This window comes from Amycolatopsis sp. NPDC051373 (genome assembly GCF_040689465.1).
Lineage (GTDB): Bacteria > Actinomycetota > Actinomycetes > Mycobacteriales > Pseudonocardiaceae > Amycolatopsis.
The window spans coordinates 294,468-313,598 of sequence record NZ_JBFBAE010000007.1 but is presented as its reverse complement, the minus strand read 5'-3'; the positions used below and the strand labels follow the sequence as shown (position 1 = coordinate 313,598).

Below are 19,131 nucleotides of genomic sequence, written 5' to 3'. Positions count from 1 at the left end.
TCTTCCCCTACGACCTCTCGAGCTTCGCTTCGGCTGGTGGGCCTTCCGTGCCGCTTCCCCGATCTGTGTAGCACATTCTGCACCCCAACCGTGCCATTTGGCCACACGAACACCACAAGTCGCACGGGAATCCCCCTTGAGGAGGGAGGCTCGCCGACGCGTCCGCGTGTAGCACGGATCTGCGGGGCAGGCACGCTAGCGTGGGCCGCGAAACGGTCGAGGTGAGGAGGGTTTCGGTGCGACTGGTCCGCCTCGGGCAGCAGCCGTCGCGCGTCGCCGAGGATGTGCGGGCGGCGCTGGCCTCCCTCGGCCGCGGCAGCACCGTGGTCGGTGGCGTGGCCCTGATCGGCGCCCGCCCGGCCGGCGGCGAGCGCGCCGTCGAGGCCGTGGTGGTGCTGCCGAAGGGCGTGCTCATCGTGATCGGCGTCGACCTCCCCGACCCCGCGCTGCGCCTCGAAGCGCCGCTCGGCGGCCCGTGGAAGGCCGACGGCTGGCCGCTGGTCCACGGTGACGACGCCGTCAACCCCGCCACGGAAGCCCTGGACCTCTCGGCCGAGTGCGAACGCCGCATCGCCGAGCTGGCGCCGGGTTCCGGCCCGGTGGGCACGATCGTGGCGGTCGGTCCGTATGTCGAGACGGTCGATCAGCCGCCCGCGGACCTCGCCGGGCCGGTGCGCGTGCTGCACCCGACGCCGACGACGATGCTGGCCGCGACGGTGTCGCTGGCCACGGCGCGGAGTCCGCGGTCGCTGGACCAGGCGCGAGCGTTGATCACGGCGCTGGCCCCGGATGCGCCGGCGATGTCGGACGAGGTGCTGCTGGGTGAGGGGTTCGTCCGGTACACCGATGATCCGCCGGTCCCGGTGCCTGCTCCTGTTCCGGCTGCGGCTCCTGTTACTGCTTCTGGTGTGCCGAAACCCGCACAGCGCATTCGCATCACGTCGGTGCCGCCGCCACCGCCGGTCATCCCGACCACCCGGCCGGTGCCGCACGTCGCCGCGCCTTCACTTCCGGGCGTCCCGGCCGAGGCGCCGGCTTTCCCGGGTGCGTCCACTTCGGTCACTTCCCCGGCCGCGGTTCCCGAACAGGCGGGTCACCTCGCCACCGCACCCACCGAGTCGACGGCGGCACCGGGTTCGTCCACTTCGGCCGCTCCCCCGGCCGCTTCGCCGCTCCCCGCGGAGTCTTCCTCGGTGGCCGTTCCCCCGGCCACCGGGGAAACCACCGGCACCGACCCGGCGATCCACCTCGCCGACGCCCCCACGGAGTCCATCGCCGCACCGACCTTCCCCGGTACGGCGAGTACGGCTGCTTCGGCGGCCGCTGCGGACCCGGCCACCGAGCCTGAGCAGGCGATTCCCCTCGCCGAAGCGCCAACCGAGTCGACTGCCGCGCCGAGGTTCCCCGGCGCGGAGGCGAACGGTCCGTCCACTTCGGGCGGTCGCCGGAGTGGTTCGCTGGAGTCGGCGGTGACGGAGAAGATGACGTCGCCGAAGCAGGGTGGGCCGAAGCAGAGCGGGCAGCGGCCGGCCGGGCCGCGAGCGGTGCCTGCGCCGAGGCCGGTCCCGCCGGGGAATGGCAACGGCAGGCCGACTGGCACGCCGCATGCCACGCCCGGCGGAAAGGCGCCGGTCCCTCCCGGCGGCAACCCGCCTGTCGCTCCGGTTGGTGGCAAATCTTCTGGCTCTGCCGGGGGTAAGGCTCCGGCTGGACAGCCTCCCGTCGCCGCTGGTGGAAAGCTCGGTCCTGCCGGCAAGCCCGCCGTGGTCGGCACCAATGCCGGACCGACTGGCAAGCCGCCGGCACCGGCGGCCCGGCAGGGTGCCGCAGCGACCGCGACGAACGCAGCGAGCCCGCCGAGGGCTGTGTCGTCCGCGCCGTCGGCTTCCGGGTCGGTGGAGGTGCCCGCGGGTGGCGGTGCGCCGCCGCGGGAGAAGGAGCAGTCGCGGACCGTGCGGTGGGTGCCGGTCGCCGCGATCGGGTTGCTGGCGATCCTGCTGGTCACGGCGATCGTCGTGGCGGCGACCGGCGGCGGTGGGGGTGGCGAGGCCGCTCCCGCACCGAGCTCGAGCGCGCGGCCGGTGCCGCCGCCCGCGGCCGTGAGCAGTGCGCCGGCCAGCAGCGCGGCGCCGAGCCTGTCGTTCGAGCCGCGGGCGAGCAGTTCGGACCAGCGGTGCGCGTCGCACGCGTTCGGCGACGTGCAGGCCAGCCTGCAGCAGACGAGCTGCTCCGCCGTCAGCCGCGCCAGCTACACGGCCCTGGTCGACGGGCGCGCCGCCGCGGTGACCATGGCTGTGGTCCGGTTCCCCGACGCCGCCCAGGCCACGCACTTCAAGCAGGTCGCCGACACCCCGGGCGGCGGCGGCATCCTCGACGTCGCCACCGAGACCGGCAAGTGGCCGGGTCCGCCCCCGCAGTTCGACAGCGCCGCCTACACCAGCAAACTCGACGGCACCGGCGTGCGACTGGTGCAGGTCGTGTGGCAGTCCGGTCCGTCCACTCCGGACGACCCCGGCCTCACCCGGGCGGCCCAGGGCGCCCTCGCGCTCGCCATGCCCGCCTGACCGCACTCGGCCCCGACGAGCAGCGCCCGGCACACCACCCCGCCCGAGTGCGGCTGGCCACCGAGATCCGCGGCGCCGTCGCGCCGGCCGTGCCCGCCGACCCGCCACCCGAACTCGCACGCAGCGCCGTCGCACAGCGAACCGCCAACAGACCTCGGCGCGGCCGGGCAGTCCCGTGCGCGACCGCCTGAGCACGGCCGACCGCGGAAACCTGCGCGCGCTCGAGCTCGCCCAGCCGCGGCGCACTGCCGAAACCCGCGGCAGCCTCGAAAACAGCCGGTCCCCAGCAAGAGCCGGGGACCCGCCGCCTCTCAAAGCCCTGCCTACAGGCCGTAAGCCTCCAGCAGCCGCAGCCAGACCTCGCTGATCGTGGGGAACGCGGGGACCGCGTGCCACAGGCGGTCGAGGGGGACTTCGCCCACGACGGCGATCGTGGCGGAGTGCAGCATTTCCGCGACGTCCGGGCCGGCGAAGGTGACGCCCAGGATCACGCCTCGGTCGGTGTCGACGACCATGCGGGCCTTGCCCGTGTAGCCGTCGGCGGAGAGGGCCGAGCCGGCGACCGCGATGTCGATGTCGACGACGCGATCGGCCGAGCCCTCGCGAGCCTCGCTGAGGCCGACGCACGCCACCTCCGGGTCGGTGAAGATGACCTGCGGCACGGCGTGGTGGTCGGCGGTCGCGCTGTAGCGGCTCCACGGCGCGGTGGAGATGTCCTCTCCGCGGCCGCGCGCGGCGATGCTGTCGCCGGCCACGCGGGCGCCGTACTTGCCCTGGTGGGTCAGCAGTGCGCGGCCGGTCACGTCGCCCGCGGCATAGAGCCAGCCACCGTCCACGGCGGACACGCGGCCGCTCTCGTCGACCTCGAGCGGGCCGTCGGTGGGCAGGCCGAGGACGTCGAGCCCGACGTTGCCGGTCGCCGGTACGCGGCCAGTGGCCACCAGCAGCTCGTCGACCACCAGGTCTTCGCCGCCGGTGAGCTTGAGCGACGCGCCGCCGCCGTCCACAGCGGACACCTCGTCGATGCCCGAGCCGGTGTGCGCGATCACGCCGTCGGCGCGCAGGCCCGCGAGAACCAGGTCGCCCGCGAACTCCGGCAGCCGCGGCAGCGGGCGCCTGCCCGTGATGATCAGGTGTACCTGCGCTCCCAGGCGCGCCCACGCCTGCGCCATCTCCACGCCGACGACGCCACCGCCCAGCACGCCGAGCCGCGCGGGCACGGCCGACGACGACGACGCTTCGCGCGAGCCCCAGGGCTTGATCGTGTCGAGGCCGGGGATCGGCGGGTTGCGCGGCACACTGCCGGTGCAGACGATCACGCCGTGGCGCGCGGTGAGCACCTGCCCGTCGGACAGCGTCACCTCCCGTTCACCGGAAATCCGCCCGTGGCCGCGGATCGGCTCGACGCCGACCCCTCGCGCCCAGTCCACCTGGCCGTGGTCCTGACCTTGCGGGTCACCGCGGCCGGTGAACGAGTCCCGGCGGGCGAGCACCTGCGCCGGGTCGAGCGCGTCGCCGACCACCACCCCCGGCATGCGCTTGGCCGCGGCGAGCAGGTTCCCCGGGCGCAGCAACGCCTTGCTGGGGACGCACGCCCAGTACGAGCACTCACCGCCGAACAACTCGTGCTCGATGAGCGCCACCTTGAACCCGCCCATGGCGGCGCGTTCCGCGGCGACTTCACCGACCGGGCCGGCCCCGATCACCACGACGTCGAAAGTCTGTCCTGACATGGGTTCAGCGCACACCACTGCGCGGCTTCACGCAAGCCAGCCGCTACTCTCTTCCGCGAGCTGCAAGAAATCGGCGACACCGGGTCACCGGGTCGTCGCCGTGCCGATTGCACGCACGTCCACGATCGAGCACGGAGGGCTTTCGCATGGCCAAGAACACCGCCGTCCGCGTGTTGGACGACCTCACCGGCGAACCCGCCGCCGAGACTGTGGGCTTCGGCCTCGACGGACTCGACTACGAGATCGACCTGTCCGCCCGCAACGCCGCGGCACTGCGGGAAATCTTCGACCCCTACGTGACGAACGGCCGTCGCACGGGTGGCCGCAAGCAGCGGCCGCGGATGGTGACGGGGGCGAAAGCCGTCGAACCACAGCAAGTTCCGGCGAAGGCCAAGCCCGTCAAGCGCACTGCGGCAGCGGCGAAGACGACGGCCCGCCCGGCCGAGCAGACCGAGCCGGCGCCGAAGACCACGCGGGCCAAGCAGCCGGTGAAAACCCCTGTCGCGGAACCGAAAACCGTGGTGAAGACCACTGAGCCGAAGCCGGTCAAGGCCGTCCGACGTCCGATGAAGAAGATCCCCGCCGTCACGTTCTCCGCCGGCGAGTAGCGCTCACCGGCGCTGGTTGCCGTCGGTGTGCCAGCCGTCGTAGTGGTAGCGCGTGTCCAGCAGCACGCGCTGCCGCTCGAGCTCCGCGTCTGTCGGCGGCCGCGGCACGAGCGGGCCGAGCAGCCCCGCGGCCGCGGCACGCACCACCGACTCCACCTCGCCTTCCGCCGGGTGCACGCCGTGGTCGGCCAGCGAGGCGACCTTGCTGCGGTGCGAGTCGAGCGGCTTCGGGTCCGGCGGCGGCCCGGTGAGGTAGGCACCGACGCGCGCGGCGTCGGTGTCGATCAGCAGCGTCGAGTGCGCCAGCAGCCCGTTTTTGGTCCGGAACACCGCGAACCCGCACAGCTTCGCGTCACCGATGAACAGGCCGCGCTCACCGAGGCGCGGCGGCAGGCCGAGCTTCTCGACGGCCGCCGACATCACCAACCCGAGCATCTCCAGCGGCCGGTCGGCCGGGCCGGGCAGCACGAGCGTGACGTTGAGGTTGCCCGGGTCGTGGAACACCGTGCCGCCACCGCTGGCCCGGCGCAGCACCGGCACGCCGTCGCGCTCGCACTCGGCCACACGCACTTCGCGCGCCACCTTCTGCCCGCGGCCGACGACCACGCTCACCTGGTTGCGCCACAGCCACAGCACCGACGTGGCCGGGCCTTCCCGCAGCAGCGCCTCGTCGAACGCCAGGTTCCCGGCCGGGTCGCTGAACTCCGCACGCACGTCCGACCCGGTTTCCACAGCGCTCCTCCACGACCTCGCCCGCCGAAGATCCGGCGTCCCCGAAGAACAGGCTGGTCGACGAAATCGTAGCTCTCGGGCGCCGGCCCGCGGCTAGGCGGACGGGCGCCAGTGGGGCACGCCCACGAGGATCATCCGCAGGCGCTTGCGGGCCAGCTCCAACGTGCGTTCGTCGGCCTCGCGGTCGCCGTGGCGGACGTCGAGCAGGTCGACGACCGTGGCGAGCATGGCCGTGACGATGAGGTCGGCCAGCGCGTGGAGGTCTTCGGTGGGCCACTCGCGCAGGTGGTCGAAGCGGGCGAGGTCGATGGCCAGATCGCTGGAGAACAGCCGCAGCTCCACGCCGATGGCGCGCGCGACCGGGCCGGTTCCGGCGTAGCGCTCGCGCGTGACGAAGCGGAAGTGGTCCTCGTTGGCTCGCACGTGTTCGTACAGCGTGCGCACGGACGCGTCGATCATGCCGCGGTGGCTCACGGGCTCGGTGCGCGCGGAGCGGATCATGCCGCGCAGCGTGCGCGTGGTCTCCTCGACCAGGGCGACGCCGAACTCGTCCATCGAGGCGAAGTGCCGGTAGAAAGCGGTCGGCACGATGCCCGCGCGCTTGGTGACCTCGCGCAGCGACAGGCTGCCGAACCCGCGGTCGGCCAGCAGCTCCAGTGCCGCGTCGAGCAGCGCCTGGCGGGTGCGCTGCTTGCGCTCCTGCCGGCTCACCGCGGCCGGCATCTCCGCTTCGGACACGTCCGGCAGCGTACTGACGCCTTCGGCATGGTCCACGTCACATCACCTCGCTCCCGCGTTGACAGCCACCCGGGCCGTGCCCCCACACTAGTGAGTGTACAGATGTGCACTCAAATCCGGAGGGCGTGATGACCGCACTGCTCCCGCAGCGCCTGCGCGGGCTCGCCTCGCTCGCCGAGGCCCTGCTCACCCCGCACGGCGCCGACCGCTACCTGGAACTGCTCGACCCGATGCTGGTCCGCCGCGAGATCCGCGGCCGCGTCGTCGACGTGCGGCACCAGACCCCGGACACGGTCACGTTCAGGGTGCGACCGAGCCGCGCGTGGCGGGGCTTCGAGGCCGGGCAGTACGTGCGCCTGACCGTGGAGATCGACGGCGTCCGGCGCACCCGTTGCTACTCGCCGTGCGGGCCGGGCGGCGGCGACCTCGAGTTCACCGTGAAGGCCGACCCGCAGGGCCTGGTGTCGCGCCACCTGCACGCCACCACCCGCGTCGGCACGGTCTTCGGGCTGTCCGCCGCGGACGGCGAGTTCACCCTGCCCTCACCGCGACCTGAGCGGATCGTGCTGGTCAGCGGCGGCAGCGGCATCACGCCGGTGCTCGCGATGGCACATCGGCTCGTCGCCGAGGGGCACCGCGGCGAGGTCGCGTTCCTGCACTACTCCGACACCGCCGACGACGTGCTCTACCGCACCGAGCTGGCCGGGCTCGCCGAGCGTCACCCCGGCTTCCGGGTGGTCCACGCGCACACCCACGGCCGGGGCGGCGACCTGCGCGGGTTCTTCTCGAAGCAGCACCTCGCCCACGCCGCGCCGTGGTTCCGCGACGCCGAGACGTTCCTCTGCGGTCCGAAACCGCTCATGGACTCGGCCCGCGAACTGTTCGAGGCGGAAGACCTCGGTGAACGACTGCACACCGAAGAGTTCACGGCACCGCCGCTGACGTTCGACACAGCGACCGCCGAAGGCACCGTGCGCTTCGCCCGCAGCGGCCGCGAATGCGCCAACTCGGGCAAGCCGCTGCTGGAGCAGGCCGAGGACGCGGGCCTGTCGCCGGAGCACGGGTGCCGCATGGGCATCTGCTTCTCCTGCACCCAGGTGAAGACCGCCGGGCGCGTGCGCAACGCCCGCACCGGCGAGGTCTCCGGCGAAGAGGACGAAGAGATCCAGCTCTGCATCAGCGTCCCGGTCGGGGACGTCGAGATCAACGCCTAGGAGGTACGCCATGACAGGACTTCAGGACCGCCTCACGCCCGAACAGATCGAGGAGTTCGGCCGCGAACTCGACGCGCTGCGCCGGCGCGTCGTCGACGACCTCGGCGAGGCCGACGTCGAGTACATCCGCACGATCATCAAGACCCAGCGCGGGCTGGAGGTCGCCGGGCGCGGGCTGCTGTTCGCCGGATTCCTGCCGCCCGCGTGGGTCGCCGGCGTCGCGGCGCTGTCGCTGGCCAAGATCCTGGACAACATGGAGATCGGCCACAACGTGATGCACGGCCAGTACGACTGGACGCGCATCCCGGAGCTGAGCTCGCAGCGCTTCGAGTGGGACAACGTCGCGCCCGCAGAGAACTGGCGGCATTCCCACAACTACCTGCACCACACGTTCACGAACATCCTCGACAAGGACCGTGACATCGGTTACGGCATCCTGCGGATGGACGCGGCGCAGAAGTGGCACCCGTACTACCTCGGCAACCCCGTGTACGCGACGCTGCTGGCCCTGCTGTTCCAGTGGGGCGTGATGCTGCACGACCTCGAAATCGAGCGGGTTTTCAAGGGCGAGCGCACATGGACCGAGAACGTGCCGGTGCTGCGCAAGATCGTGCGCAAGGCCGCGCGGCAGATCGGCAAGGACTACCTGCTCTTCCCGCTGCTGACCGGTCCCCTGGCGCCGCTGACGCTGGCGGGCAACGCGAGCGCGAACCTCGTGCGCAACCTATGGGCGTTCGCGATCATCTTCTGCGGCCACTTCCCCGCCGACGTGGAGAGCTTCACCCAGGAAGAGACCGACGACGAGTCGCGTGGCCAGTGGTACCTGCGCCAGATCCTGGGGTCGGCCAACATCACCGGCAGCCCCCTGTTCCACATCCTTTCGGGGAACCTTTCGCACCAGATCGAGCACCACCTGTTCCCGGACATCCCGGCGCGCCGCTACCCCCGGATCGCGGCCGAGGTGCGCGAGATCTGCGAGCGCTACGGCCTGCCCTACAACACCGGGCCGCTGCGCAAACAGCTGTGGTCGGTGGCCAAGAAGATCGTGAAGCTGGCGCTTCCCGGAACGCCTCCGGGCGGCCCGGAGGTTACGGTGGACCCCGACCGGCAACTCCGAGCAGCCTGAGGAACCTCACATGGTGGGTCAGTTCGAAAGCGGCAAGGACACGGTGCAGGAGCTCACGGAATCCGCGGCCACCCACATCGGGGCGATCGCGACGATCATCACCGGCGCCGTGCGCGACATCGCGCGCGAAACCGGCAGCTGGCTCACCGACGTGATCGAAATGCGCGAAGCGTCGCAGCGCGCTCGGGAGGACAGCGTCCGTGAGCACGGTGCCCGTGAGCACAGCGCTCCAGAGCACAGCGCTCGCGAAGACGAGCAGCGCCCCCAAGCAGACTGACGCCCTGGGCCGGGCGGGGGAAATCCCCCACCCGGTCCAGGGCGAACCCGGTGGTCGGCCGGCCGGGTGGCGGGCAGACTTCGGGGCATGACTTCTCGGGCCGCGGACGCACGCGCGCCGCGGCGCGGGTGGTGGCCGGGGCCGCTGCGGCAGACGCGGGCGGAAGCGGTGTGGCTGGTGGTGGCCGGGGTGCTGTCGCCGGTCGCACTCGTCGTGGTGCTCGTCGGGCTCGCGATCGGCGTCGCGTTGAGCCCGCTCGGGCTGGGGCTGCTGGTGCTCGCGGGGGTCGTGCGGGGGATGCGGCTGCTCGGGGGCCTGCACCGGCGGCTGGTGGGCGTGTTGCTCGACGCACCGCTGCGCGCGCCGGCGCCGGTGGCGCTGCGGCCCGGGTTGTGGCACTGGCTGGTCGCGCGGCTCGGCGACCGGCACGCGTGGCGCGCGGGCGCGTACCTCGTGCTCCGGGTCCCGATCTCCTTCGCCGGGTTCGCCGTGGCCGGGTCGCTCCTGGTGTTCGGCGTCGCGGGGGCGAGCTACCCGGTGTTGTGGTTCTTCACGCGCGACGTGCTGCCGGTCTACAACATCGTCAGCCGCACGTGGCCGGGCACAGTGCTGTGGGCGGTCGGCGGCGTGATCGCGCTGGCCGCCGTGCCGTGGGTCGTGCACGCGCTGGCGGTCCTCGACCGGCAGCTCGGGCGGCTGCTGCTGTCCGGGCCCGGGTTGCTGCAGCGCCTGCGGTTCCTGGAGGAGACGCGGGCGACGGCGCTCGAAGACGCGGCGCAGCAGTTGCGCCGCATCGAACGCGACCTGCACGACGGGGCTCAGGCTCAGCTCGTCGCGATGGCGATGAAACTGGGGCTGGCGAAGGAAGAGCTGGCCACGGACACCGTCGACCTGGACCAGGTGCGCACGCTCGTCGAGGCCGCGCACGGCAACGCCAAGCAGGCCCTGGTGGAGCTGCGCGACCTCGCCCGCGGCATCCACCCGGCCGCACTGGACAAGGGACTCGACGTGGCACTGTCCACTGTGGCCACTTCCGCCGGGATGGCGGCGACGGTGTCGGTGCGGCTGGGCCACCGGCCGCCGCCGTCACTGGAGGCCGTGGTGTACTTCGCCGCCGCGGAGCTGATGACGAACGTGGCGAAGCACTCCGGAAATCCTTGCACCGTCCGGATCGACAAGCACGACGCCGTGCTGCGGCTGACGGTCACCGACCCCGGCCCCGGCGGCGCGGCAATGGTGCCCGGCGGCGGGCTGGCCGGGATCGTGGAGCGGCTGCGGCCGGTGGACGGCGAGCTGACCGTGACGAGCCCGCCCGGCGGCCCGACCGTGGTCACGGCCGAAGTCCCGCTGCCTCGCTAGGCTGGCGACAAGGGGGACGCATGCGGATCGTGATCGCCGAGGACTCGACCATCCTGCGCCAGGGCCTGGTCGAGCTGTTGGGGCTGCGAGGCCACGACGTCGTCGCGGCGGTGAAGGACGCCGAGGAGCTGCGGGCGGCCGTGCGGGCACACCGGCCCGACGTGTCCGTGGTCGACATTCGCATGCCGCCTTCGCACACCGACGAGGGCCTGCGCGCGGCGATCAAGCTGCGCGAGGAGCTGGCGGGGTGCGCGATCCTGCTGTTCTCGCAGTACGTGGAGACGAAGTACGCCAAGCAACTGCTCGCCGACCAGGCCGGCGCGGTCGGCTACCTGCTCAAGGACCGCGTCGCCGAGGTCTCCGACTTCCTCGACGCGCTGCGCCGGGTCGCGGCCGGCGAGACCGTGCTGGATCCCGAAGTCGTGCGCCAGCTGTTCGCCGCAACCGGCCGGTCGGGGCCGCTGGGAGAACTGACCGCCCGCGAACGCGAGGTGCTCGACCTGATGGCGCAGGGCCGGTCCAACTCCGCCATCGCCGCGGACCTGTTCCTGTCGGCGGGATCGGTCGAGAAGTACGTGACGAGCATCTTCGCCAAGCTCGGCCTGCCGCCGTCGGAAGGCCACAATCGCCGGGTGCTCGCGGTGCTGCGGTACCTCGGCGTGTGAACACACCTACGCTCAACACCATGTACTCAACCGAGCTCGAGGTGTACACAGGAAACACCGCCGTCGTGCACGACCTGACCCACGAGGCCGAGAAGTTCCTGCGCGACGCCGACGCCACCGACGGCCTGCTGCACGTCTGGGTACCGCACGCCACGGCCGGTCTCGCAATCCTCGAGACCGGCGCCGGCAGCGACGACGACCTGCTCGCCGCACTGGAGGACATCCTTCCCCGCGACGCGCGCTGGCGGCACCGCCACGGCAGCCCTGGCCACGGCCGTGACCACGTGCTCCCGGCGCTGGTGCCGCCCTACGCGACGGTTCCGGTGCTGGGCGGGGTGCTCGCGCTGGGCACGTGGCAGTCGATCTGCCTGGTCGACACTAACGTCGACAACCCGGTGCGCAAGGTCCGCTTCAGTTTTGTGTGCGGCTGAGTTGTCTGCCCCGGCTCCGCTGTGTTGTCTGCCCCGGCTCCGCCGGGGCGTGCGAGATCGCCTTTGAGCCGGCTTCCGGATGGGGCGGTCGGATCGGCCGGGGGCCGATCGCACCGCCCCATCCGGAAGCCGGCGCGATCTCGCTGGTGGGTCGCCTCGGCAGGGTGAGTTGGGTGGGAATGTGCAGGTGTGTGTGGGCGAGCGAAGGTGAGTGGGCAGGAGGTCCGCGACCACGGGTGTGGGGGCCGGGGGTGAGCGAGCAGGCGGTGCGCGACCGGGGGCGGGAGGGCGGGGTGAGGGAGTAGGTGGAGCGCGAGCCGGGGTGAGTGGGGAGGGGCGAGTGAGGAGGTTCGATCGCTCGTCGTGATCGTTCGAACAAAAGGATTGTGCGTTGCCGAGGTTGCTGTGCGACCATGCGAGTGCCGAACCCGAGGAGGATGCGCCTGCGATGACCGAATCATCCCTGTCTGCAGGTTTGCCGCGCGCCGCGCGGTTTGCGACGTGGAGCTTCTTCGCGCTCAACGGGTTCGCCGTCGGCATGTGGGTGGTGCACATCCCCGTCGTCGAGCGGGCCACGGGGATTTCGCACACCACGCTCGGCGCGTTGCTGCTGGTTCTCGGCGGTGCGGCCTTCGTCGGGATGCAGGTGTCCGGCCCGCTCGCCGATCGGTTCGGCCATCGCCGCGTGGTGCCGGCGGCCGGTGTGCTGCTGGGCCTGGCGCTCTTCCTGCCCGGGCTGGCCACCAGTTGGTGGGCGCTCGGGCTCTCGCTGGTGGTCTTCGGGTTCTTCAACGGCTCTCTCGACGTGGCCATGAACGCCCAGGCCGTGGTCGTCGAACGCGCCTATCCGCGGCCGATCATGGCGGCGTTCCACGCGATGTGGTCGATCGGCGGCGCGCTCGCGGCCGTGGTCGGGGCGGCGGTGCTGGGCACCGGGATCCCGACGGCGGTCACGCTGAGCGCCACCGGCGCGTTGTGCGTGGTCGCTTCGCTGGCTGCTGGGCGGCTCCTGCTCGACTCCGGGCGCGGCGAGCCCGAAACCGAAACAGGAACCGGCCCCGCGCCGGTCACGCCGAGCCGGACGCCGTCGCGTGTGGTCTGGCTGCTCGGCGCGCTCGCGTTCGCGCTGATGCTCGCCGAGGGCGTCGCGAACGACTGGGCCGCGCTGCACCTGCAGGACGTGCTGGGTACGTCGGCGAGCACCGCCGCGCTCGCGTACGGCTCCTTCGCCGTGGCGATGACCGTCGGCCGCTTCGCCACCGACCGGGTCGCAGCGCTGGCCGGGCCGGTCGCCGTGGTGCGCTACGGCTCGGCGCTCGCCGCCGTCGGCCTCGCCACCGCGTCGCTGTCGCCCTGGGTGCCGCTCGCGCTCGTCGGCTGGGCGATCTTCGGCCTCGGTCTCGCAGGTGGCGTGCCGCAGCTGTTCACCGCGGCCGGCAACCTCGACACGCGGGCGTCGGGTGCGCTGATGGCGCGGGTCGTCGGACTCGGGTATGTCGGGCTGCTCGCCGGCCCCGCTCTCATCGGTGGGCTCACGCGGTGGATGCCGCTGAACGTCGCGTTCGCGGTGCCGTTCGGGCTCTGCGTGGCCGCGGTGGTGGCGGCGCCGGTGATCGCGCCGCGGCAGGTCCGCGAACCGGCCGAAGTCGGCTGACGGCGCTCAGCCGCAGCGTTCGCCGCTGCGGACGTTGCCCCCGCCGACGAGCGTGAACACGCTGTCATCCGGGGCGTCACGCAGGTGCAGTGTGCACACGATCTGCGACACGGCCAAGGAAGACAGCGCCTGCACGTCGGTGGCCAGCTGCACGGTGACCTCCGACGCGGAGATCATCACGGTGGCCGGCAGGGCGGACTGCGGGACCTCGGTGGTGAAGCCGGACGCCTTCTCTGCCGACGTCGGCCCTTGTACCAGCGCGTCGATCAGCGCGGAATCGGTCTGGTCCAGACCGGGGCGCTGGACCCGGGCGACCACGCCGTCGGCCACGAGGTAGATCGAGCTGACCGCCGGCGTGCCCGGCGCGGTGGACCGCGGGCCGCTCGGCGCGGCGTCGCCCGAGATCGCGCCGCTCGGCTGCACGCCGCACGCGGTGGCGGCCAGCGCGACCAGCACGAGCGCCACGTACCCGAACGACCTGGTGGCGCGCCGGATCACGCCTCACCGCCCGGGTTCAGCGGGAGGCGCAGCGTGAAGATCGCACCGCCTTGCGGACGGTTGGCGGCGGTGAGCTCGCCGCCGTGCAGCTTGGCGTTCTCCCACGCGATCGCGAGCCCGAGTCCGCTGCCCTCGGAGCGGCTGCGCGCGGTGTCAGCCTTGTAGAAGCGGTCGAACACGTGGGGGAGCACCTCCTCCTTCAGCCCCGGGCCCTCGTCGGTGACCTCGATCATGAGCGATTCCTCGGCCGCGCTCAACCTCAGCCGGACGGGCGGCGCTCCGTGGCGCAGCGCGTTGCCGACGAGGTTCGCGACGACCACATCGAGCCGGCGCGGGTCGAGCCGCGCGCGGACAGCCGGCGGCAGCTCCGTGGCGACGGCGTCGACCCAGCCGCGGGCGCGCAGGGTGGCGCCGATCGCGTCGGCGACGTCCACCTCGTCGAGCGCGAGCGACGCGGAACCGGAATCGAAGCGCGTGACCTCGATCAGGTCGTTGACCAGCCGGGTGAGATTGTGGGTCTCCTGGCTCACCAGCCGCACCGCGCGCCCGGCGATCTCGGGCAGGCCGGCGACCTCGGCCTCGAGCACCTCGGTGACCGCGGTCATCGCGGCGAGCGGGGTGCGCAGCTCGTGGGACACGTCGGCGACGAACCGCCGCGCGTCGGACTCCATCCGTTCCAGCTCACCGACGTGGTGCTGCAGCGACTCCGCGGTGGTGTTGAACGTCTTGCCGACCTCCGCGAGCTCGTCGGTGCCGTGGATGGTCAGGCGCGTGTCCAGGTCGCCCTCGCCGAGGCGGTGCGCTGCGCGACGCAGTTCGCGCACCGGCCCGAGCACGCTGCGGGCGGCCGCGAGCGCCAGCAGCAGCGCCAGGATCACCGCGCCGGTGCCGGTCAGCCACGCACTGCGGGCCAACGTGGCGATGCTCTCGCTCTCGGCGTCCAAGGGCTGCAGCACGAAGACCTCGATCCCGGACGGATCCGTCTCGTGTGACTTGCTGGTCGTGAGCCGCAGCTGGGTGCCGATCAGCAGCCGGGTTTCGCCGCCGACGGCCACGCGCTGCCAGCCGATCTCGCCCCGCCCGACGATCTCCTTGACCTCGTCCGTGATCACGGACGAGGGCAGATCACCGCCGGAGACGCCGCCTGCGGTCACGAGCGCGTTGCCGGTCCGTCCGGAGATCGCGCCGGCGACGTGGTCGAGCTGGTCCTGGGACGGCTGGTCCACGGGCAGCGGGTAGAGCAGCTGGATGCGGCTGGTCAGCTCCCGCACCGCGTTGTCCTGCGTGTTCGTCAGGATGGTGTTGCGCGCGGTCCGGTACCCGAACCCGGCGACGGCGATGGTCGTGAGCACGCTCAGCAGCACGAACGCGAGCAGCAGCCGCGTGCGCAGGCCCCAGCCGGGCCAGAGCTTGCGGAACGGGGCGCCGGTCACAGGGGCCCGAAGCGGTACCCGAACCCGCGCAGGGTCTGCACGTACACCGGGGCCGCGGCGTCGTCCTCGATCTTCGCGCGCAGCCGCTGCACGCACGCGTCGACGAGCCGCGAGTCACCCAGATAACCCTGGTCCCACACGGATTCCAGCAGCTGCTGGCGGCTGAGCACCCGGCCCGGCGACGCGGACAGCTCCAGCAGCAGCCGCATCTCCGTGGGCGCGAGGCTGACAGGGCGGCCGTGCTTGCTCACGACGAGCCCGTCTCGGTCGATGGTGAGGTCGCCGTGGCGCTCGACCTCGGGTTTCGACGTGCCCGCCTGGCGCTGCTCGCCGCCGGTGCGCCGCAGCACGGCCTTGATCCGGGCCTCGAGCACGCGCGGCTGGGCGGGCTTCACCACGTAGTCGTCGGCCCCGGCCTCGAGCCCGGCGACCACGTCGATGTCGTCGTTGCGCGCGGTGAGCATGATGATCGGCAGGTCACCGCTCGCGCGGATGCGCCGGCACACCTCGAACCCGTCCATCCCGGGCAGCATCAGGTCGAGCACGACTACATCGGCCGGGCCCGCGCTCAGCCGCTTGAGCCCTTCCTCGCCGCTTTCCACCGCGTCGACGGTGTGACCCTGGTAGGTCAGGGCGATCTGCAGGCCGTCTCGCACGGCCTGGTCGTCTTCGATCAACAGCACCCGGGGCATGTCTCCCACTATCGCAGCGCACTTCCGGGCCCGCCCGTCCGGATTCCCCGGACAGTCCACAGCGGACACCTCCCGAGAGGATCCGCGTCCGGTCTCATCGCGGGGTGCGCGGAATGTCATGGTTGCGTAACAGCCTCATCCGTGCGCAGCTGTTACAAAACTGTCGGGGTCCGCGTACACGACTTCGACCGTCGGCGCACACGGGGCCGCGACCGTGGACACCATGACCGAACTGCTCCGCTCCCGTGCCGCGGCCTACGCGACGGCCGCCCGGTTGCTGGCCGTGCTGCTGCTGCCGGTGGCCTTCGTGCGTTCGCCCCACCACGCCCGCCGGCTCGCCTGCCGGTGGGCGCTCGCGCTGCGCTACCCGGCGGAGGACCTGGCCGGCCTCACGGCCGCGGCGCGCGAGGCGTTCGTGGCGGCGCGTACCGACGCGTTCTGGCGCGACGGGCAGCTGATCGGCCTCACCTCCGGCCATCGCGACGCCGCCCGGCAGCACGCGATGTTCACCGCCGAGGTCCGGCGCACGGGTTCCGTGTGGGCGGCCCGCCGGCTCGTGCTGCCGCCCGAGGAGTCGGCCCACGTCGGCGGCTTCGCGCTCGACGTACGGCCCACGGAAGGCGCGCAGTGGCTGGAACGCCACGGCGCGGCCTACCACCTGCACCGCCGCTACGACAACGAGTGGTGGCACTTCGAGTACCACCCCGACACGCTGCCGATCCGCCTGCCGCACCCGGGCGCGGCCGTATTGGTCAGAACCGCCGGGTGAACGGCATCGGCTTGCGCATGCGGATCAGCAGGAGCAGGGGCACGAGCACGTACCAGATGTTGAAGGCCAGGAACTTGACCGGGTTGCCCGTGCGCATCGCCGGGTCGCCGAAGAACTCCACGCCGAACACGACGACGCCGGTGAGCGTCACGATCATCGTCGCGTAGATCACCGCGAAGAGCTGGATCCAGTTCTTGCCGGCGAGCAGGCATACGACGAGCACGACGTAGAACGGCATGTACACGAACGCCGAGAGCCCCGTGACGATCCGCATCCAGCCCGGCGGGTGCATGAAGAGGATGTCGGCGTCGTGGGCGTACCAGTAGTTGGAGTTCACGAAGAAGTTGTCCGACGGGCGCGAGAAATCGACGCCCACGGTCGGCAGCAGGTCGCTGATGAGCGAGGTGATCGTGAACGCGGCGAACACGATCGCGAAGAAGATGTCGATCCCGCGTCGGCGCAGCGGCAGGTTCATAGGATGATCCTAAGCGGGCGGCTCGGGCGGTACTCGGGCAGTAGAGTGCGGGCATGAACGCGTTCCAGGCCTGCCTCTGCGTCTTCGCGGGTGTCTGCGCCCTGTGCTGGGTGCTCTCGGTGATCACGCGCGAGTACTCGTGGGTGGACCGGATCTGGTCCCTGGTGCCCGTGGCGTACGTCGCGATCTTCGCCGCCTTCGCAGGCTTCGCCGACGCGCGCCTCGACGTGATGTTCGTCTTGGTGCTTCTCTGGGGCTTGCGCCTCACCTTCAACTTCGCCCGCAAGGGCGGCTACGCCCGCGGCGGCGAGGACTACCGCTGGGTGGTGCTGCGCGGGAAGATGGCGCCCTGGCAGTTCCAGGTCTTCAACTTCTTCTTCATCACGATCTACCAGAACGCCATTCTGCTGCTGATCACGCTGCCGGCGTGGACGGCCTTGGAGTATCGGTCGCCGTTCGGCGTGGGTGATGTGATCGTGGCGGTGATCTTCGTCGCGTGCCTGGTGGGGGAGACGGTCGCGGATCAGCAGCAGTGGAACTTCCACCAGTGGAAGAAGCGCGAGCAGGCCGCCGGGCGGGTGCCTTCGCCGCGGTTCCTGCAGAGTGGTCTGTTCCGCTTCTCGCGGCACCCGAACTTCTTCTTCGAGCAGGCGCAGTGGTGGCTGATCTTTGTCTTCGGGGCGGTGGCCTTCGGCGGGATCCCCTGGACGATCGCGGGCGCGGTCCTGCTGACACTGCTGTTCGTGGGCTCGACGATCTTCACCGAGACCATCACGCGGGGGCGGTACCCGGAGTACGCGGAATATCAGAAGCGGACTTCGGCTGTCGTGCCGTGGAATCCTCGGAGCCGGGTTCCGGTGGGCTGAGTTTCCTTTCGCTTCGCCGGGGGCGTCAGCTCTCGTCGGCGAACTCGATGTGATCCGCCTGCAACTGCGGCGGCCGGTAGCGCATCCCGTCAAGCTGGGCCCCTTCGAACCTGACGTCGCCGTCGAACGTGGCGTCGACGAACGTGGTGTAGCTGGCGAACGAGACCCCCTCGAACCACGCCCGCTCCCCGAACCTCGCGCGGTCGAAGTACGCGCTCTGCGCGGCCACGTCGTCGTCGAACACCGGCGCGACCAAGAACCCCGCTCGGTTGAAGTTCGCGCTGCGCGCGAAGATGGCGTCGCTGAACCGCACGATGCCGCGGAAGAGGGCTTTGTCGAACCGCGCGTTGTGGGCGAACTGCGCGCTGCGAAATGCCGTGGTGCCCACGAACTCGGTGTCTTCGAAACGAGCTTCGCCGTGGAATTCCGCGTTCTCGAGTCGGGTACTGCCCTTGAACGTGGCCCGGGTGAACCAGGCGTCGCCCGCGAAAGTGGCGCCGTCGAACCGGGTGGTGCCGGTGAAGCGCACCTCGTGGAACCAGGCGTCACCGGCGAACCGCGTGGCGGCGAAGCGGGCATTGTGGAGCTCGCAGCCATTCAGCGGGAAGTCGATGAGCACCGCGCCGGAGAGATCGAGCTCGATGCCGGCCCAGAACCGATCGCCCTCGTCGGCCGGCACGAGGTGCCGCACGAGCAGCCGTTGCGCGGTCAGCCGCACTTCACGTTCTTGCAACTGGTCGCGGTCGGCATCGAGACCGGCGCCGGACCCGGGCAGCTCGTACGGCATGCGCAGGTAGGCACTGATGACATCGGCGATCGTCTGGCGCAGCTGCGCGTTGTCCTGCGCCAGGCGGTCGAGCGCGTACAGCCCGGCGAGCCGGACCGGTGCCTTTTCCGAACCCAGCTGCTCCACGGCTTTCAGGTAGAGCTCGTTGATCCGGCGTTCGGTGGCGTCGTGCCGCGCGGCCCGGTCGGCCTGTTCCCGGAGCCGCAGTTCCGCGCGCTTGGTCGCCAGATCGTGCTCGGCAGTCTGCTGCCGCCTTGCCGCGAGCACCAGCGCCAGAGCGCCGCCGGTGCCGACCACGATCGTCCCGACGGTGCGGATACCGTCGAGCCGAGCGCGATCGGCGTCGGTGCCGTGGCCGTACAACGTGAGCAGGACCCAGCAGGCCACCGTTGCGATCGCCACCATCAGAACGCCGCACAGTGCGATCGTCCGGTTGGACAGCGTCCGGCCCGGGTGCGGTCGAATCCCTGCGCCGGCGAGCGGTTCCGCGGTGGTTGAAGGGATTTCGGC

General features: G+C 71.6%; 19 protein-coding genes. 11 read left to right on the top strand and 8 right to left on the bottom strand.

Going from position 1 to position 19,131, the window contains the following annotated elements; translation table 11 throughout:
* Positions 1-236 precede the first annotated feature (236 nt).
* Entirely contained in the window at positions 237-2,564 is a 2,328-nt protein-coding gene (locus AB0383_RS15925; protein ID WP_366187637.1) for a hypothetical protein, read from the top strand.
* Positions 2,565-2,887: 323 nt separating this feature from the next.
* Here AB0383_RS15925 and AB0383_RS15920 read toward each other — a convergent pair whose 3' ends face one another.
* Positions 2,888-4,297: an NAD(P)/FAD-dependent oxidoreductase gene (locus tag AB0383_RS15920; RefSeq protein ID WP_366187636.1), complete on the bottom strand. Its 1,410-nt coding sequence runs from the start codon at positions 4,295-4,297 to the stop codon at positions 2,888-2,890.
* Positions 4,298-4,443: 146 nt separating this feature from the next.
* On the opposite strand from AB0383_RS15920, the gene AB0383_RS15915 reads away from it, so the two are divergent.
* A complete protein-coding gene (locus tag AB0383_RS15915; protein ID WP_366187635.1) occupies positions 4,444-4,905 on the top strand; it encodes an Lsr2 family protein in 462 nt (153 codons plus the stop codon).
* 3 nt (positions 4,906-4,908) lie between these two features.
* On the opposite strand, the gene AB0383_RS15910 is transcribed toward AB0383_RS15915, so the two are convergent.
* Both AB0383_RS15910 and AB0383_RS15905 read right to left on the bottom strand, forming a co-directional pair.
* Positions 4,909-5,637, bottom strand: coding sequence for a lipoate--protein ligase family protein (locus AB0383_RS15910; protein WP_366187634.1), 729 nt, complete (start codon positions 5,635-5,637; stop codon positions 4,909-4,911).
* Between the two features lie 93 nt (positions 5,638-5,730).
* Complete coding sequence (locus AB0383_RS15905; protein WP_364189232.1) at positions 5,731-6,360, bottom strand: TetR family transcriptional regulator; 630 nt, start codon at positions 6,358-6,360, stop codon at positions 5,731-5,733.
* 143 nt (positions 6,361-6,503) lie between these two features.
* Here AB0383_RS15905 and AB0383_RS15900 point away from each other — a divergent pair, with 143 nt between their 5' ends.
* The 7 genes from AB0383_RS15900 (at position 6,504) to AB0383_RS15870 (ending at position 13,101) form a co-directional block, all read left to right on the top strand.
* Entirely contained in the window at positions 6,504-7,589 is a 1,086-nt protein-coding gene (locus tag AB0383_RS15900; protein WP_366187633.1) for a ferredoxin reductase, read from the top strand.
* 10 nt (positions 7,590-7,599) lie between these two features.
* Complete coding sequence (locus tag AB0383_RS15895; RefSeq protein ID WP_366187632.1) at positions 7,600-8,715, top strand: acyl-CoA desaturase; 1,116 nt, start codon at positions 7,600-7,602, stop codon at positions 8,713-8,715.
* 10 nt (positions 8,716-8,725) lie between these two features.
* Positions 8,726-8,992: a hypothetical protein gene (locus AB0383_RS15890; RefSeq protein ID WP_366187631.1), complete on the top strand. Its 267-nt coding sequence runs from the start codon at positions 8,726-8,728 to the stop codon at positions 8,990-8,992.
* Between the two features lie 87 nt (positions 8,993-9,079).
* Positions 9,080-10,351 (top strand): sensor domain-containing protein, encoded by a 1,272-nt coding sequence (locus AB0383_RS15885; protein ID WP_366187630.1) that lies wholly within the window; start codon positions 9,080-9,082, stop codon positions 10,349-10,351.
* 20 nt (positions 10,352-10,371) lie between these two features.
* Positions 10,372-11,016, top strand: a complete 645-nt coding sequence (locus AB0383_RS15880) for a response regulator transcription factor (protein WP_364189149.1) — start codon at positions 10,372-10,374, stop codon at positions 11,014-11,016.
* 20 nt (positions 11,017-11,036) lie between these two features.
* A complete protein-coding gene (locus AB0383_RS15875) occupies positions 11,037-11,447 on the top strand; it encodes a secondary thiamine-phosphate synthase enzyme YjbQ (RefSeq protein WP_366187629.1) in 411 nt (136 codons plus the stop codon).
* 448 nt (positions 11,448-11,895) lie between these two features.
* Positions 11,896-13,101, top strand: coding sequence for an MFS transporter (locus AB0383_RS15870; RefSeq protein ID WP_366187628.1), 1,206 nt, complete (start codon positions 11,896-11,898; stop codon positions 13,099-13,101).
* Between the two features lie 6 nt (positions 13,102-13,107).
* Here AB0383_RS15870 and AB0383_RS15865 read toward each other — a convergent pair whose 3' ends face one another.
* Genes AB0383_RS15865 through AB0383_RS15855 form a run of 3 tightly spaced genes read right to left on the bottom strand, consistent with a single transcriptional unit; the run spans position 13,108 to position 15,724 of the window.
* Entirely contained in the window at positions 13,108-13,599 is a 492-nt protein-coding gene (locus tag AB0383_RS15865; protein WP_364174970.1) for a hypothetical protein, read from the bottom strand.
* On the bottom strand, positions 13,596-15,032 hold the full coding sequence (locus AB0383_RS15860) for a HAMP domain-containing sensor histidine kinase (protein ID WP_366187627.1): 1,437 nt from the start codon (positions 15,030-15,032) through the stop codon (positions 13,596-13,598). The genes AB0383_RS15865 and AB0383_RS15860 overlap by 4 nt, the downstream gene beginning before the upstream one ends.
* Positions 15,029-15,724 (bottom strand): response regulator transcription factor, encoded by a 696-nt coding sequence (locus tag AB0383_RS15855; RefSeq protein WP_366187626.1) that lies wholly within the window; start codon positions 15,722-15,724, stop codon positions 15,029-15,031. Before AB0383_RS15855 ends, AB0383_RS15860 begins: the two co-directional genes overlap by 4 nt.
* A gap of 223 nt (positions 15,725-15,947) precedes the next feature.
* Here AB0383_RS15855 and AB0383_RS15850 point away from each other — a divergent pair, with 223 nt between their 5' ends.
* Positions 15,948-16,493, top strand: a complete 546-nt coding sequence (locus AB0383_RS15850) for a D-alanyl-D-alanine carboxypeptidase (RefSeq protein WP_366187625.1) — start codon at positions 15,948-15,950, stop codon at positions 16,491-16,493.
* Here AB0383_RS15850 and AB0383_RS15845 read toward each other — a convergent pair.
* Positions 16,477-16,968, bottom strand: a complete 492-nt coding sequence (locus tag AB0383_RS15845; protein WP_366187624.1) for an emopamil-binding family protein — start codon at positions 16,966-16,968, stop codon at positions 16,477-16,479. The two genes, AB0383_RS15850 and AB0383_RS15845, sit on opposite strands and share 17 nt — an antisense overlap.
* 53 nt (positions 16,969-17,021) lie before the next feature.
* Between AB0383_RS15845 and AB0383_RS15840 the strand changes: the two genes are divergently transcribed.
* Positions 17,022-17,834 (top strand): DUF1295 domain-containing protein, encoded by an 813-nt coding sequence (locus AB0383_RS15840; protein ID WP_366187623.1) that lies wholly within the window; start codon positions 17,022-17,024, stop codon positions 17,832-17,834.
* Between the two features lie 25 nt (positions 17,835-17,859).
* Here AB0383_RS15840 and AB0383_RS15835 read toward each other — a convergent pair whose 3' ends face one another.
* Positions 17,860-19,026 carry a pentapeptide repeat-containing protein gene (locus AB0383_RS15835; RefSeq protein WP_366187622.1) on the bottom strand — a complete coding sequence of 389 codons (1,167 nt, stop codon included), beginning with the start codon at positions 19,024-19,026 and terminating at the stop codon, positions 17,860-17,862.
* Between the last annotated feature and the right edge of the window lie 105 nt (positions 19,027-19,131).